Annotated in this window: 11 protein-coding genes; 2 read left to right on the top strand and 9 right to left on the bottom strand. The window is 34.7% G+C overall.

Going from position 1 to position 14,745, the window contains the following annotated elements; all coding sequences use genetic code 11:
* Window positions 1-35: 35 nt before the first annotated feature.
* From B3317_RS18205 to B3317_RS03285, 4 genes are all read right to left on the bottom strand, one after another.
* Window positions 36-473, bottom strand: coding sequence for a phage integrase SAM-like domain-containing protein (locus B3317_RS18205; protein ID WP_414647432.1), 438 nt, complete (start codon window positions 471-473; stop codon window positions 36-38).
* Between the two features lie 424 nt (window positions 474-897).
* Window positions 898-2,250, bottom strand: a complete 1,353-nt coding sequence (locus B3317_RS03295) for a Fic family protein (RefSeq protein WP_291108607.1) — start codon at window positions 2,248-2,250, stop codon at window positions 898-900.
* A gap of 414 nt (window positions 2,251-2,664) precedes the next feature.
* On the bottom strand, window positions 2,665-3,681 hold the full coding sequence (locus B3317_RS03290; protein ID WP_291108606.1) for a hypothetical protein: 1,017 nt from the start codon (window positions 3,679-3,681) through the stop codon (window positions 2,665-2,667).
* Between the two features lie 188 nt (window positions 3,682-3,869).
* The gene (locus tag B3317_RS03285; protein ID WP_291108604.1) at window positions 3,870-4,247 is read right to left on the bottom strand and encodes a DUF5712 family protein; all 378 of its coding nucleotides are present in this window, start codon (window positions 4,245-4,247) and stop codon (window positions 3,870-3,872) included.
* Window positions 4,248-4,472: 225 nt separating this feature from the next.
* Between B3317_RS03285 and B3317_RS03280 the strand changes: the two genes are divergently transcribed.
* A complete protein-coding gene (locus B3317_RS03280) occupies window positions 4,473-8,909 on the top strand; it encodes an AAA domain-containing protein (protein WP_291108602.1) in 4,437 nt (1,478 codons plus the stop codon).
* A gap of 25 nt (window positions 8,910-8,934) precedes the next feature.
* Here B3317_RS03280 and B3317_RS18200 read toward each other — a convergent pair whose 3' ends face one another.
* Genes B3317_RS18200 through B3317_RS03265 form a run of 4 tightly spaced genes read right to left on the bottom strand, consistent with a single transcriptional unit; the run spans window position 8,935 to window position 11,811 of the window.
* On the bottom strand, window positions 8,935-9,576 hold the full coding sequence (locus tag B3317_RS18200; protein WP_414647429.1) for an SEC-C domain-containing protein: 642 nt from the start codon (window positions 9,574-9,576) through the stop codon (window positions 8,935-8,937).
* Complete coding sequence (locus B3317_RS03275) at window positions 9,569-10,510, bottom strand: cyclic GMP-AMP synthase DncV-like nucleotidyltransferase (RefSeq protein ID WP_291108600.1); 942 nt, start codon at window positions 10,508-10,510, stop codon at window positions 9,569-9,571. The genes B3317_RS18200 and B3317_RS03275 overlap by 8 nt, the downstream gene beginning before the upstream one ends.
* A gap of 4 nt (window positions 10,511-10,514) precedes the next feature.
* Window positions 10,515-11,531: a CBASS cGAMP-activated phospholipase gene (locus B3317_RS03270; RefSeq protein ID WP_291108598.1), complete on the bottom strand. Its 1,017-nt coding sequence runs from the start codon at window positions 11,529-11,531 to the stop codon at window positions 10,515-10,517.
* A 7-nt stretch (window positions 11,532-11,538) separates the two neighbouring features.
* Window positions 11,539-11,811: a hypothetical protein gene (locus tag B3317_RS03265; protein WP_291108596.1), complete on the bottom strand. Its 273-nt coding sequence runs from the start codon at window positions 11,809-11,811 to the stop codon at window positions 11,539-11,541.
* 307 nt (window positions 11,812-12,118) lie between these two features.
* On the opposite strand from B3317_RS03265, the gene B3317_RS03260 reads away from it, so the two are divergent.
* Window positions 12,119-13,579 (top strand): RNA repair transcriptional activator RtcR family protein, encoded by a 1,461-nt coding sequence (locus tag B3317_RS03260; RefSeq protein ID WP_291108594.1) that lies wholly within the window; start codon window positions 12,119-12,121, stop codon window positions 13,577-13,579.
* A 316-nt stretch (window positions 13,580-13,895) separates the two neighbouring features.
* Here B3317_RS03260 and B3317_RS03255 read toward each other — a convergent pair whose 3' ends face one another.
* Window positions 13,896-14,738, bottom strand: coding sequence for a DUF5712 family protein (locus B3317_RS03255; RefSeq protein ID WP_291108592.1), 843 nt, complete (start codon window positions 14,736-14,738; stop codon window positions 13,896-13,898).
* Window positions 14,739-14,745: the final 7 nt, after the last annotated feature.

Below are 14,745 nucleotides of genomic sequence, written 5' to 3'. Positions count from 1 at the left end.
TTAAGTTTTAATTACCGTCATTTTATCTCCCTTTTCTAAATGACTGCTGTTTCCTTCAGATATTCATTCATTTTCTGATTACTGTTTATAGGAAATATTGGTTCATCATTATATTGCCGTTTATATTTCTCTAAAATTTGAAGCGGGATCTTCAATAATGAGATATATGCTGGCTGGTGAGTCTTAGCAGCATAATTTACAACAGAACGAAACCTCTGGATAAATATTGTTGCAGTATTGTAACTACATAGATGCTTCTCTTTTAGGAAAGAGAAAAAAAGTTCAATGAATTCAAGAGTGACTTTACTTAGTTGAATGTCAGATATCCCATATTGGGATTGCATAAATTCTATTAATCTGCTTAGGGTTAGTTTATACCTGCTATAGGTCTTAACTGTAATTACACTAGGAACCAATTTACTGTAATGAGCATTGTGTCTTTCAAACTGATATACTAATTTAGTTACAACTATTTATAAAAGCAGAGATTTTAATTAAAATAACACGTTGATATACAGGCAAATATGTTTATTAAAGATCCAGGGTTCGGATCTAAAAAAAGCTTTGTAAATGATTTATTTACAAAGCTTTACATTCTCAGTGATCCCGCTGGGACGGGTCGTATATATTCAACTCGGCTATACAAGCGAGTTTGCATGATGTCTAAAAAGTAGTCCTTGAGTCAGGCTACGATTGTATTTCACTATTTTTCTGCTTACTTCACAACTTCTTGTGGCGGTAGTGTAAAGGTAGGAAATTGTTTTGAAAGTTCAATTTCTGTCTTTCTAATTTATACTTAACTATACCCTATATGGTACAACTTCAAGCTTAAAACATAACTTTATACCCTAATGGGTATAGATATGAAAAAGGATCATACTTTATTAGTTGGCAATATCAAAGCTTTCCTTTTAGTTGTTTCCCCAGTATTGTTAAGCGATATTTTTGTAAGCTGCTATTTGGCTTATCTGGTATAGTCATCTCAACAAAACCAAGATCTAATGCAGGTTTTAGATAATTAGATCTGAAATTTTCCCTATGAGAAAGGCCTAATTTGTTTTGTATTTCTTGCCTATCCATTTCTCTATCCAAAATTTTAACAAGTTCCTTGACTTGCTCGGTCACTTGCTCGGTCACTTGCTCGGTCACTTGCTCGGTCACTTGCTCGGTCACCTGCTCCGAAACAGGGAATGTCATTCGCAAGAAATTTTCAGTAAATTTAAAACACTCTTTACCATAAGTTCTCAAAATACGAGGAACTCCAGAGCCTAAATGTTCTACTAAATCTAAATCTCTAAACACTCGCATCAGCTCTTTGTTGCGAGGAACAGAATAGCCTTCAAAAAACTCTTTTTCAGTCATACCTTGGGGTAAACTTCCGAATGAAGTAATTTCGATTCTATCATCAAAAAATTCAAATTTGGGTGGAACTTCTGAGGTATAATCATTATGAACCATTGCATTAATTATTGCTTCACGCAATGCAACAGGATTCCACAACCTTTTTTCTTCACGTTCTTTAGGTGTAATTCTGGCTAAGGTTTTATTTTCTATATCAATCTTATCAAGAACTTGTTTTGTCGCTTTAACTAATGAACAATAACCATATTCGTTATTCTCTTTTAAATCAACCCTATCAAGTCCATCATATTTTGCAACCTTTATTGATGTTCCATTTGTATCAGCTAATAAATAAGCCACATAATTATATTTATCATCCTCTGTGAGTAATTCTAAATTGGATGCAAATTGCTGGTTCAGCGTTTTGTTCGCACTTTCATAGTAAATTTTTAGTTGTTCAAATGTAAGACTTTGATTAGGAGATTTGATTTTACCAATAGAATTGCGAGTGCGTTTAGAGAACAGAGATTCAATCATTCTGACAGGCATCGGTTCGGCAGCTGTTCCAATACGCATGAATGTACCTTTTTCTGACATTCCAAGCTTTTTGATATAATATGGTTTTTCTGTGCCACTAGCAAAAGTAATTTTTATTACATCTACTGAATCAATATTCTCAACTGTAACATCAAATAATCCCATACAAGAAGGCATGATATTATTCTTCAAGCGATCTTTGATTTTTAGCATATCGCCATCAGTATCATTAACACCGATGGCTTTACCTGCCTTGTCTATACCGATGTAAATAATCCCACCTTCCTGATAATTGAGAAAAGCAATCGCCTCTTTTTCTAAATCATCAGTGAGTTGCTGTTTGTATTCTATGCGGTTGGTTTCGGTAGCCATAATTATTTTATTTTTACTTCTTTAATATAGCGATTTGTCACAATAATAAGCATAATAAAAGTATAAATTAATGAAAGTATACATAGTAATGATAAAACTATATTGACTCCATTAAAGAACTCTGTAGATAAAAGGCAATTACCAGATGCCAGAAATGAGAAGAAACTGACAATGAAAGTATAAAAAACAAGAATTAACAAGTATATATTTATTTTCTTTGTACTTGATATATATTTTTCTGCAAATATTATCTTTTGATCTAATATAGTTTTACTAGATTTCTTCTGCTTTCTTTTTAATTCTGTATAGATTGATAGGTCACTTTTTTTATTCAAAACAAAAGTATACAAAACTGTAAAAACAGTGATGCCAATTCCAAACAGACTTAGTTCTATCGTTAATATAGTTTCAAAATCAAACATTATAACTTGCTATATAATTAATAATTATAGGCAGCATTCTTTCCAAAATAAAATCCTTGTCTTGCAATTTCTTGTTCTTTTCTTCAGTTTCAAGTAGTTCAAAACTATCTGTAAATGTTAGTTCTGCGGTTTCCTCAAAAAGAGTTTGGGCTTCCTTTTTTAATGTGTCAAATTCATCATATTCAGCCTCAGTCATCCCTTGATACCTTCTTACTAATTTAAATTTTTTCTTACCCTGAGTGAATTCGGCTTCACGAATCTGATACTCATCGTGATTGAAATCTTCTTCCAACAATTTTTCTACAGAGTTAAAAGGAATGTCTTTATATGTTTTCTTTTTATCCTTCTTTATCTTTGATTCTACTAAGTAAGTAATATATTTCTCATTAGCATCTGATATGTCTTTTTCAACACCAATATATCTCAATTGGAAAACGGGTATTGATACCTGTTGTACTTTATCTAAAAGATCTTTGGGTTTGATACTCGTAAAACTCCAATGTAGCACTCTATTTATGACCAACTTTGCAGTATTTACAATATCTGTGTCATTTTTATTTGTATCTCCACAAACAAATACTAACCAATTAACTTTTTGGTTTGGTTCATAACCAACAAAGTTGGGATAAAATAACATATAATTATGTTCACTAACTAATTTAGTTGTATCAGATAGAACTCGAATCGTACCATCTGAATCCTCTGTATATGCATCATGTATATTTGTATTGAATGTTGTTGTTTTCAATAACAAGGTCGGTATTTCGTTGGGATCTTCTCCATATGGGCAGTCAAAATAATCTACTTTTTGAATTACTTTACGCTGAGTCTTATTACTTCGATTAAATGCAACTCTACCAATATCTGCATTATTATTATAATTGTTTAATTCCTCTTTAAGTCTAGTAATTACACTTTCATATGTAAAACTTCCTTCTTTTACTTCTGTAGCATATACTGGTACTTTTACTACAAATGGTTTCTTTTCCTCAACTTTTCTTTTAGCCATAAGGTAACATGTTTTGAAGATTACTTATCTGATTCATATACAAATATACCGATTAAATATTAATTAACAGTGTCTAATAAAAGCTTAAATACATTGTTCGTATTGTATAAATGTTACCATGGTTGAAGATTATTCCTGGCTAAAAGATGGCCTTATGAATTTTTCGTCAAAACGATCTCCTCATTCCCCTATTCCGTTTCTTCCTCTTTATCTCTTCGACTTTTTTCAAGTCCTCTACATCCTCTCCCATGAATCTTGGGCGAAAAAATTTTCAAAACAGAAGTTAATCCTAAGTCTGTTGATGAACTTATATTCAGATCTGCATTTCTGGATCTATCCTTCCCTATCTGTACATCTGCATACAAGCCTATTTCCTTTTTCACGAGTAAGCTGATCTGCTCGGATATAGACCTATTCTTCATCGTATTACAATATTCAAAAGTTTCAGATAATTGTCTATCATAATTGAATAGCTTATCTAACCTTTTTTTTGCGTTGTGAAACAAAGTCTTTCTGTCAACCCCTCTCTTAATAACCCTTTTCTTCGTCTCCCGATGACTCGTCAATGGGTGTTAAAGCTTCTTCCTATTTGAAACGTTTGAAATGTATTTCTTCAATAAATTAAGGTCGCACGCTTTCCATGTGTTTTGCATATCATTGTTAATATTACCCATTTTGTCATAACTCAATCCCAACCCCTGTGTTATTTCTATTTTTACTTTCAACGAAGTTTTATTTCAATATATTTGTGTAGATTTAAACATTTATTATTTAACATAGTCCGATTGTTAATGACTAAAAAAATTATAGCCTTAGAGTTTCTAGAAGAGTTAGAAAGTATTCATAAGAATGAAGTTCTGTCTCTGTCAATAAAGTATCCTCAACTAAGAAGCTTGCTAGAAAAGGTTTGTAGAGATCTTACATCAATAACCCCCGTTCAATTCTCGAATTTTTTTTCTAGACTAAGTTTTGTTTGTCGTACATATAATATTAATGGATCTATTCACGGACTACGAATTACAGCAAACAAAGTGTTACATGAAAGTCTTGTCCCTTTGGAAGACGATTATAGATATCACGTTTCTCTTTTCGCTGAATTTCTTAAAGTCGCTTATTCTATCAATATTCCACAAAATTTATTATTGAACGAAAAGCGTGGAAAAGAATTTTCTGTCATTAAGAACATCCGATTAAGTGAAGCTAAAGTTTGTATAGTTGAAATGAGAGCGAATCATTTGATTTGCCATATTGATACTTTAAGTGTAAAAGAACCCGCTTATGAGTTTGCTCCAGAGAAGCTCGTAACAGTTCAGATATTGGAAACGGGTGTGAATGAAATCATTACCTCATGTAAAGATTTTTGGGAAGGAGCTGTTTTATATCTTATCGATATCGTCATTGATGCTAACGAAGTCTTTCATCCTAACATTATTGTACTAGAACCTGATTATCTTCTGGATGTTTCCTCTATTGCAGAATGTGTTCAAGATTATGGAGAAACGGAATTATTATTTTTCAAGTCTAAGTTTGAAACAGTGCCTAACTCTAAACATATACTGCTGGGTAATTTTGCAAACTTGGTAGTTGATGAGATTTTTTCAAATCCTTTAACTCCTGTGGAGTTTGGAAGTGCTTTTGTCAAGCATTTTAAAAAAAGTCCGTTTGAGTATACTACCTGTGTAGATATTTCAGATCAACAGGATTTTAGCAAGTATCATCAGGAAAGCCAGAAACAGTTTCTGAAAATTAAGCAAACTATTGAGAATGATTTTACACAATTAGGTATTGATCTGGAAAATATATCTTTGGAACCTTCTTTTTTGTCCGAAAGGTTTGGATTACAGGGAAGGATGGATATGCTTGATTGGAGAAAAACTGGGGGCGTCTCTAAAATTATAGAGTTAAAGTCGGGCAGCACACCATTTCCTGATGACGGCGTTAGTATAAAGAACAATCATCAGGCTCAGCTATTTATGTATTATCTTCTCTATTCTCAGGTAGGGAAACTGAGTATGGGGCAGATAAATAATAAAGTGCAGGGGTTTATTTTGTATTCGAAGCCTGATCACGGCAATCTGAGGAATATTGGGGCTTATCTGAATAGATTTCAAGTAGTGATTAATCTGAGAAATAAGATTATTACAAGAGAACATCTTCTAGCAAAAGATGATGAAAAATCTACTGAAACTCTTTTAGCAATGATCAATGCTCAAAATCTCATCAATAGGGATATTCATCCTAATTTCAGACGTATCATAGAGCCTCAATTGGATGATTTTCTTAAACCGATAGCTTCGGCCTCAGATCTAGAGAAGAGTTATTTTATTTCATTTGTGAATTATGTTTCTTACGAACATTTTCTAAGTAAGGTGGGCAGTGCTGAACGCGATAGAGAAAATGGTTCGAATGGTTTAGCTAGACTTTGGCTGGATAGTTTTGAGGAGAAGAAAGATAAATTTCAGATCTTATATGATTTAGAAATTGAGAGTAATAAAATCGATCAGGAAGAACAAATTATTGAGTTCAAGAGGACAAATACTGATAATAAACATGTGAATTTCAGAGCTGGGGATATTTGTGTGCTATATCCCCGCAATGGTGAATCGGAAACCGTTTCTCATAGTCAGATTTTTAAATGTACGATCAAGGAAATCACGGCTGATTCTGTTACCGTATATTTTAGATACAAACAACGTAATAAGGCATTTTTTACTTCTTTTGGTTCTAACGGAAAATGGGCTCTGGAAAGTGACTTTATGGAGATTTCCTTTAATTCTATGTATCGGAATCTTTATAATTTTCTGAAAGAAAGTTCCTCATTTAAAAAATTAATTTTAACGCAGGAATATTCCGGTAAAGGAAAGGATTATGGCTATAAGAACTCTTCTATCAGCTATGAGCAGCAAATGGTTATTAATAAGGCTTTATCTGCAGATCATTATTTTTTACTGAATGGCCCTCCTGGTACAGGGAAAACTTCGATTATTATTAAAAATATGGTTAAAGAGCTTATTGCTAATAAGAAAAGTATTCTTGTGCTGGCTTATACTAATCGTGCAGTTGATGAACTTTGCGAGGCAATTAACCATGCCTGCGAAGGGGGAAGTGAACGAAATTTTATTCGCTTTGGGTCTCGGTTATCTACTGGTATTGAATATCAGGGAAATCTGCTGGATGTAGTAATGGAAGAGAGAGAGAAAGAGTTGTTAGCATCAGGTAAAAGATTTGGACGTGCTGAGGTGGCCAGTATTCTCAAAGAAAATAATGTGTATGTTTCTACTGTAGCTTCAATAGGTAGCAAGGAGCATATTTTCCAAGTGAAAAACTTTGATTACATAATAGTTGATGAAGCTTCTCAGATTCTGGAACCCCAATTGGTGGGTATTTTGGGGAAAGCATCAACATTTGTACTTATTGGGGATCATAAGCAATTGCCTGCAATTTCTTTGCAGTCTGTTAAGAGGTCTAAAACTAATAATCGATTGCTAGAGTCTATCGGCTTGTATAACAGAAAGAATTCTCTATTTGAACGTCTTTACAAATTTTGTGAAGACAATAAACATGTGGATTCTTATGATACCTTAACATATCAAGGGCGTATGCATAAAGATATTTCTCTATTCCCTAATTTTGCATTTTATAAAGGGCTATTGCGTGAAGCTTATGATGCACCGGGTATTGATGTGGCAACTAGGACAGCATTATACCGACAGGTAACGGATTTGCAGTTTTCAGAATCTGGAGCACATAGTGTCAGAAAGTTGCTAAGCCAAAAGAGGTTGGTTTTTTTTAATAATAAAAAGGTCGATAATTTTTATGCAAAAAGTAATACTTCTGAGGCTGATTTTGTTGTTTATATCATTAAGGAAATCATAGCCTTGTATGATAGTAATAATAAAGAGTTCGATCCGCTTACAACAGTAGGTATTATTGCACCTTTTCGAAATCAGATAGCGCTTATCAAGCATAAACTGGAAGAGGAAGGCATCCCCAATTATGATAAGATTACTGTCGATTCCGTAGAGCGATTCCAGGGAAGCCAACGAGATATTATTATTTATTCTTTTTCTGTCAATAATCCCTTCCAATTAGAAGGAATGATTAGTTTAAATGATGAAGGAGATGTCGATCGCAAATTAAATGTGGCTCTTACACGGGCTCGTGAGCAGATGGTATTGATAGGCAATGATAATATATTATCTGACAACCTTATATATCTGAGTCTGATAGAGTATTGCAAATCAAAAGGAGGCTACATTAATACATCTTTGTCTGATATATTGGCAGGACAGCCGATCTATTTTCCTGACGGAATCAATACCGCTGAGATGATAGCACCATCCGTGATTAGCGAGCCTTTTAAAAGTGTGTTTGAGAATAAGGTAGAGGTGGTGATCAAAAATGATAGACGTACAAAATGGCCCAATGAAATATTAGGGTTAAACACGGATTTTATGCGTAATAACCTTACGCAGTATGGAATGGCTGATTTTGATAAACAAATTGATTTGAATTATCTGCAAAATGTAGGCGGGTATATGGATCGTCAACAAAGTTTGTTGGCTTATTATACACCCAAAGAAAATGTTTTGCTGTATTGTTATTGGAATATGAGAAAATATTTTATTTCAATGCAGCATATTTTTCTTAGCCATAAGACGTTCTTTTTGTCAAAATTTCAGAATACGGAAGAGCGAATAGTATTTATAGATTATGGCTGCGGACCACTAACTGCTTCTCTGGCTTTTAATAATGTTTTTAAAACAGAGACTAGTCGTAAGGTGCATTATTTAGCGGTAGACGTTTCAAAGTCGATGCTTGACAAGGCAAGGCAATTTAGCGAATCAGGGGCTTTTAAAGTTATAGATACATTTGATTTGTGTGAGGGGCTGGATAAAAGTAATCCTGCTTATTATAGAGATGAGTTTGCATTACCTCATACAGTTGTTTTGGCATGTGCTAATTCTTTGTCTAATTTGGATCTTGATGAAGTTAATAAATTAGCCTGTTTTCTGAATAATCTGATGAATCAATATCCTCTAAATAGTTATATTTTGGTATATCAGAACCCAATCAATCGCGACCAAAACCTAAGGAGATTATTGGAAAAAACTCCTAAATTTAATAAGATATTTATAGCTAAAGATGAGATAGTGTATTATGATAGCCAGTATCAGGATTGGTATGCGACACATGAATATTTTAGCTATGAGGTAATTACTAACTAAGCTGATCTTTATGTGTATGTGGTTATTAGTTATTTAGGATTGAGATTAGTGTAAGCAATTGATCTTGCCCTATGCTTTTTATCGAATGGTATGCTTCTCTATGACAGTGTCTGTACTTTTTGCCACTTCCGCAAAAACATTTTGAGGTGCGTGAGGGGGGATTACTTTTATAGATATACGTTAATAAAGAATAGATTTTGATTAAATCTTTGGTGTTTAGAATATCATATAGAGACTCTAAGATGCCCTTTAAGCCATGAGATCTTTCATGAAGAAAGTAGCCTTCTTTCTCTCTAAAACTCTGATTGTGTAAATAAGGGACAACCTGATTTTGAATAAAAGTTGTAAGAGTGACTCCTTTTGCACAGTGAATATACTCCTCTATGGGTGTACACAGACAGAAATGTCCATCGCTATACACATGCCAATCTATATTATGCGGCAATCTTCCTTGTGTTTCATATACAAGCGGGAAACTCTTAGGATAATTGGGAGCGCATTCTATGCGTATGGAGTAGGCGTCATACGCTACGCTGTTTTTATCGAACAGATTGATTGTGCCTTCCAGGAATGGAAGAGCATCTTCCCGACTATGTATGTGCAAGTCGGGAAAATGGCTTATAGCTTCTGCGGCTTCTTCTATAAATAGGATGTATGTGTTATTCATAGCCAAATGGATAGGATCCTGCCGCTCCTGCCGCTGCTGCCGCTGAACTGCGTGAATTATTTTCTTGTTTATCTTCTCCGAGAGGAAATCTGTCTCCGAAATGTTTACGCCACAGTTTGCTGGCTTCTTTTTGGTTCGTCTCCCGAATTGCGGAATCTGCATCTGTTATGAATTTTTCGAGTGTTTCTAAAAATTTTTCTTTGTTTGAATAGTTTTCCAGCAAATCATCATTTGGTACAGCAGGGACTATGCATTCAAATTTATTGTTAAGTACTTTTTTGATCTCCTTTAGAATGTCACGTGTCGTGATATCATCCCGTTCATTCAGTACAATTTTTTGTTTTGCATTAGTGGCCAGGATTGTCAATGCCAAACCACTTGGCATTTTAAAATTCTGCTTGTCTGCCCATCCTTTAAGATATTTGATGCTTCGTACTAACCGACCCTCTTTATCTTTTTTAGATACAAACCAGTCTACTACGGCTTTCGGGTCGCTGTTTTCAAAACCAACACCTTTGACAGCGATTTTGTATTCCTGCCCATCTATTTTGTAATAAACCGGATGGTCTATTTCATAATCATTGGCAAAAATGGAGCGTACACATTTTTTGCGATTTTCTGGTGCTGTAGCCGTGTAGCCATCGACGGCTTGTCTTACCCATTCCTTGAGGGTTGATGCGGATACATCAGGTTCCCGAAAAAAGTAGATACCATCATCGAGGTCACAGATGTCTTCTGCTGTGCGGATGCCGTTTTTCATTTTATAAGACCCTTGTATATAGAAGTAGGGTACATAATCCGGATGGTTTTCTTTGAACCAAGCGGTGATTCTTTTACGAAGTCCTTCTTTCGAATTCTTCATTCTCTCGTTCTTTTTTGAACCTATGGAGATATCGCCATGATATTCCTGAAATAAATTGTGACAGTTTGCCATTTTGTTATTGTTTTAAAAAGTTTAAAATTTCGGTTAATCTGTTTTTTGCTAATTCATCACCGATAGACTTCATACGGTCTATGTGTTTTTGTTTGGAGGAATTGAGTTCAATGTTGTCGCCTTTCATATCATGCTGGATGCGCAGATGACTGAATGTATTACCTATTTTGCCCAGTGCGCGCTGTAGAAAGAGTAAGTATTGCTCCGTGATCTGCGCTTGTGTGTCCAATACTAAGTCCACTAACTTAGGATTAGGAAATAGCCAGTCAAATACGTTTCTTGGACGCCAAGAACGTTTTATGATTTGTTTTCCCTGACCTGTACCCAACGATAAGAGTGCTATGTCTCCAATAGGCACACCAAGCTTATCGGTTGCTTCAAATACGCCAATTAAAGCTGGATTATTCGCGAATATTCCGCCGTCGATCATGTTGATATTAGTTCCTTCTCCAAGCTCGTTCTTAAATGAAAAAGTATGGGGTGGAAAATATACTGGCGCAGATGCACTGGACATTGCTACATGGTATGCTGGGAGTTTATAATCTCTTCTGTATTCTGAATGATGTTTGGTTTTCAGCACGTTTATTGCACCGTCGTTGCCGTTAAATGCAGGTATGCACACCTTGTTTTTAAGGTCGTTCATTAATGGATCCTGACCACCATTTGCTTCTGCATAGACTTCCTTTAGCTTTTTTAGCAATTGCTTGTTACTGTAGATCGCATTAAAGAAAGCTCTGCTCTTACGGGGCAGAAAGCGAAAGACAAATCTTGGGAAGATGATTTTTGCATGATCTTCATAGAATTTTGCCAGTTCTTTTGCTGGTATGCCTAATGCAAGGCCTATTGCAAGGATGGCTCCTGTTGAGGTGCCGCAGATAAGATCAAAATGTTCATGCAGTGGTTTGTCTGGTTCTTCCTTTTGCAATTCTTCTTCTAGCTCGGCCAGAACTTTGGCAGGGATAAGGCCTCTTATCCCGCCTCCGTCAATAGAGAGTATTTTGAATTTTTTATTTTTCTCCATATAGCTGTTATTTTAATGGTGTCCCATAAATAGCTGCCCAGTCTGGTCCAAATTGACTCGATATACATCTTTCAAGCGATATATTTAAGATTGAGCACATCCTTTTGGCATCATCTTTTCCTTGTACCGCCGTCTTAGTTTGATGTGTAAGAGTTGTGTTTGGTAAGTGCACATCAAGTCCTTTTTGGTCTTTGAGAACCTGTTTGTAACCCAATTCGAACATCTTTTCTTTGAATTCCCGATGTTTGGAGGGAATGTCGTAGGTAATTATTATTGCCATATTCTAAAAAATTTACTGTTAAAAAAATGGAACTATCTTCTGCGGATATTCCGGTTATTTATTTAGATTTTTTTACTGTTTCTTTGACAGTTATTTTGGGATACTTGCCTGCATAACGCTTCGCTATGAATTTCCCTGTTCTCTCGTCTCTTTGTACTGTTTTTTTCTTTATGATTTTTACACATCTCCTTTCTCGTTGATTTGTTTTTCTTAGTGCAAATTGTATGCCAAGTGAAATTTAATTGATTTTAGTTTGTTTTTTTTGATAATTATATCAATATTTGATTTATAATTATCAAAAAATGATATGAAAATATTGATTTCATGGATTGCTACAATGCATGATTTTACGAGAAATCCGGAAACAAGACAAATTAGCGGTATCAATGAAAATGGACCGACCTTTAATTTTCACAAAGACTTCTTTGATCATGACAAGCATGTTATTTTATCATCCGAGAAAGGTGATAAACCGGATCCTTATATTGAAAAGCTGCGAACTGTTTTAGGCAAAAAATATCCTGAGCGCACTATTGAAAACCAGTATCTGGATGTTACGGATGTTATAAATATACCGTTAATAAAAAGTAAAGTAGAAGGCTTGCTTATGAGGGAGTATAAGGATGACGAGATCAACATTTTCTTTTCTCCCGGCACTTCTGCTATGCAGATTTCGTGGTATCTGATTCATGAGTCAAATCTGTTTAATACAAGAATGTTTCAAGTACGCCCCAAAGAGCATTCTAAAACTGGCAAGGCAGAATTACTGGATATGCAGGTTGTAAAATCGACAATTCCGGGGGGGAGTATAATTAAGGAAGAGAGTGTTGTATATCATAAAGAAGATTACCTTATAACAGATTCCCTAAAACCAATTTACTGGAAAGCAGAGATGATTGCGAAAGCAGATCAGGTAACTACTTTGATTGGAGGTGAGAGTGGTTCTGGCAAAGAGCATTTGGCAAATTATATACATAGGAACTCAGCAAGAAATCACAAGCCATTTATTGCTATAAATTGTTCTGCTTTTACGGATGAGCTTCTTGAATCGAGATTATTTGGGCATATGAAAGGGGCTTTTACCGGTGCAGTTGCAGATCATAAAGGCTTATTGGAAGAAGCACAAGGTGGAACTGTTTTTTTAGATGAGATTGGGGATATTTCACCTTATATGCAACAGTTATTGTTACGGGTTATTCAAGAAAAAAGAATTCTCAGAATAGGAGATACCAAGGAAAAGAAAATTGATGTAAGGATTATAGCCGCTACAAATAGGGATCTCCCTTTGCGATGTGCAGAAGGGAATTTCCGCTGGGATTTATTTTATCGCCTTGCTGTAACGGAACTCACCTTACCTCCTTTACGGGATAGAGGGGTAAAAGAGAAAAAAGAATTGGTCGATTTTTTCATAGAGTCCAAAAGAAAATTGTTTAAAAGATCAAAAAAATTGTGCATGGAAAAGGATATCGAACAATTTATATTGAATTATCCATTCCCTGGAAATGTCCGTGAAGTTGAAAATTTAATTGAAAATCTTTATGTTTTTAATAATAATGTTGTTTCAATGGAGACATTACCTGTAAGGCTGCTAAATCCTGCGGATGAACTTAAGCTGGATTTAAAGACAGCTGAAAAGGTGCATATTATAAAGGTGCTGAAAATAGCTAAAAACAAACAACAGGCAGCAAAGTTGTTGGGCTGTGTAATAAATACTCTAGAGAAGAAGATTAAGGATTATGGAATAGAGGTGGATAGCTTACAGTCCTAAAAAACAATATTTTAACAGATAAGATGTTTTTTATCAGAGGATTTAATCCTGATATGTTTGTATCTGTATTTAACCGCTATTTGAGATAAGAATCAGACAAAATCTGTCCCAGGCTAGATATTTTCTTTGTAAACATAATATAATCAGATAAATATAAGATTGGCGCATAAATAAAGTACCTTCCAGCTGTACCTTCAGGTGGCTACGATTTCAGACGTAAGATGTGTAAGCAAACACCGGTATTTAAACCGCTCGGTACGGATCTATTTCATTGCGCATTCCTTTATTTGCATTTATAATACTGCTTTTTATGCAATTATCTACTGTGTTTTTGTCGCGATTTCTTCTTTTTTCTTTTCAAAGTAAGTTGTTCTTCCTCTTCTTTCTTTACATTAGGAGTAAATAAACTTAAGACAGAAGACAAGCCCAAATCTAGATTATTTATTATCTGTTTATTTTTTCTTTCATCAGAAATTTGTCTTTTCTGCATTATGAGTTGATCTGTAATATTTCCATTCTTCATCGTATTATAATACTCAAAGCTTTCATCTATCGGTCGGTCATAGCTGAATAGGCTATCAAAGCCTTGTTCTACTTGCCGAAATAGATTAGTTCTATCGAAACCGCCCTTGATTACTCCTTTCTTTGTATTTCGATGATTGGTTAATGGTGAGAGTTTGATTTTATTGGCTTGATCTTTACGACTGACAATAATATGGCAATGCATATTATTGTCATTGTTCTCCGATCTGTCTCTATTAAAGTGTATCTTCCCATAAAACTTAATGTCTTCTGCTGATAATCCTTTATTGAAATTTTTGGCGTACTCAGAAATAAAGACTTCTCTAATATATTTCCTCATCGATTTGGCTTGTTCCTGTTCGGTGTTACCCATTGCTTGTAATTCTTTAGCCGATGGGCTGATATGGATAGCATAAAACTTAGCATCTGTTTTCAGAAGTTGAGCTTTGTTGTTATCTATGTCCTTTACAACTTGTGATTTATATAGATTCTCTTCTGTCAGATTGAAGAAGCCTTCTGTATAAATACCTTTCTCCATGCGTTCTAAATCTTCATGTTCGAGATATGCTGCGAGTCGCCTACAACTACCTGCATTGTTATATACTCCATTTGACGGTGGCGGGAAATCTATATTCATTTGGGTA

The sequence above is a fragment of the Dysgonomonas sp. UBA7710 genome, assembly GCF_002482385.1.
Lineage (GTDB): Bacteria > Bacteroidota > Bacteroidia > Bacteroidales > Dysgonomonadaceae > Dysgonomonas.
This window is presented reverse-complemented; position numbering and strand designations above follow the sequence as displayed.

Bases quoted from the DNA above. Each gene is read 5' to 3' on its own strand.
- B3317_RS18200 (WP_414647429.1), bottom strand. From the start codon at position 9,576: ATGAATAACACATACATCCTATTTATAGAAGAAGCCGCAGAAGCTATA.
- B3317_RS03265 (WP_291108596.1), bottom strand. From the start codon at position 11,811: ATGGCAATAATAATTACCTACGACATTCCCTCCAAACATCGGGAATTC.
- B3317_RS03275 (WP_291108600.1), bottom strand. From the start codon at position 10,510: ATGGCAAACTGTCACAATTTATTTCAGGAATATCATGGCGATATCTCC.
- B3317_RS03270 (WP_291108598.1), bottom strand. From the start codon at position 11,531: ATGGAGAAAAATAAAAAATTCAAAATACTCTCTATTGACGGAGGCGGG.
- B3317_RS03280 (WP_291108602.1), top strand. From the start codon at position 4,473: ATGACTAAAAAAATTATAGCCTTAGAGTTTCTAGAAGAGTTAGAAAGT.
- B3317_RS03255 (WP_291108592.1), bottom strand. From the start codon at position 14,738: ATGAATATAGATTTCCCGCCACCGTCAAATGGAGTATATAACAATGCA.
- B3317_RS03295 (WP_291108607.1), bottom strand. From the start codon at position 2,250: ATGGCTACCGAAACCAACCGCATAGAATACAAACAGCAACTCACTGAT.
- B3317_RS03260 (WP_291108594.1), top strand. From the start codon at position 12,119: ATGAAAATATTGATTTCATGGATTGCTACAATGCATGATTTTACGAGA.
- B3317_RS03290 (WP_291108606.1), bottom strand. From the start codon at position 3,681: ATGGCTAAAAGAAAAGTTGAGGAAAAGAAACCATTTGTAGTAAAAGTA.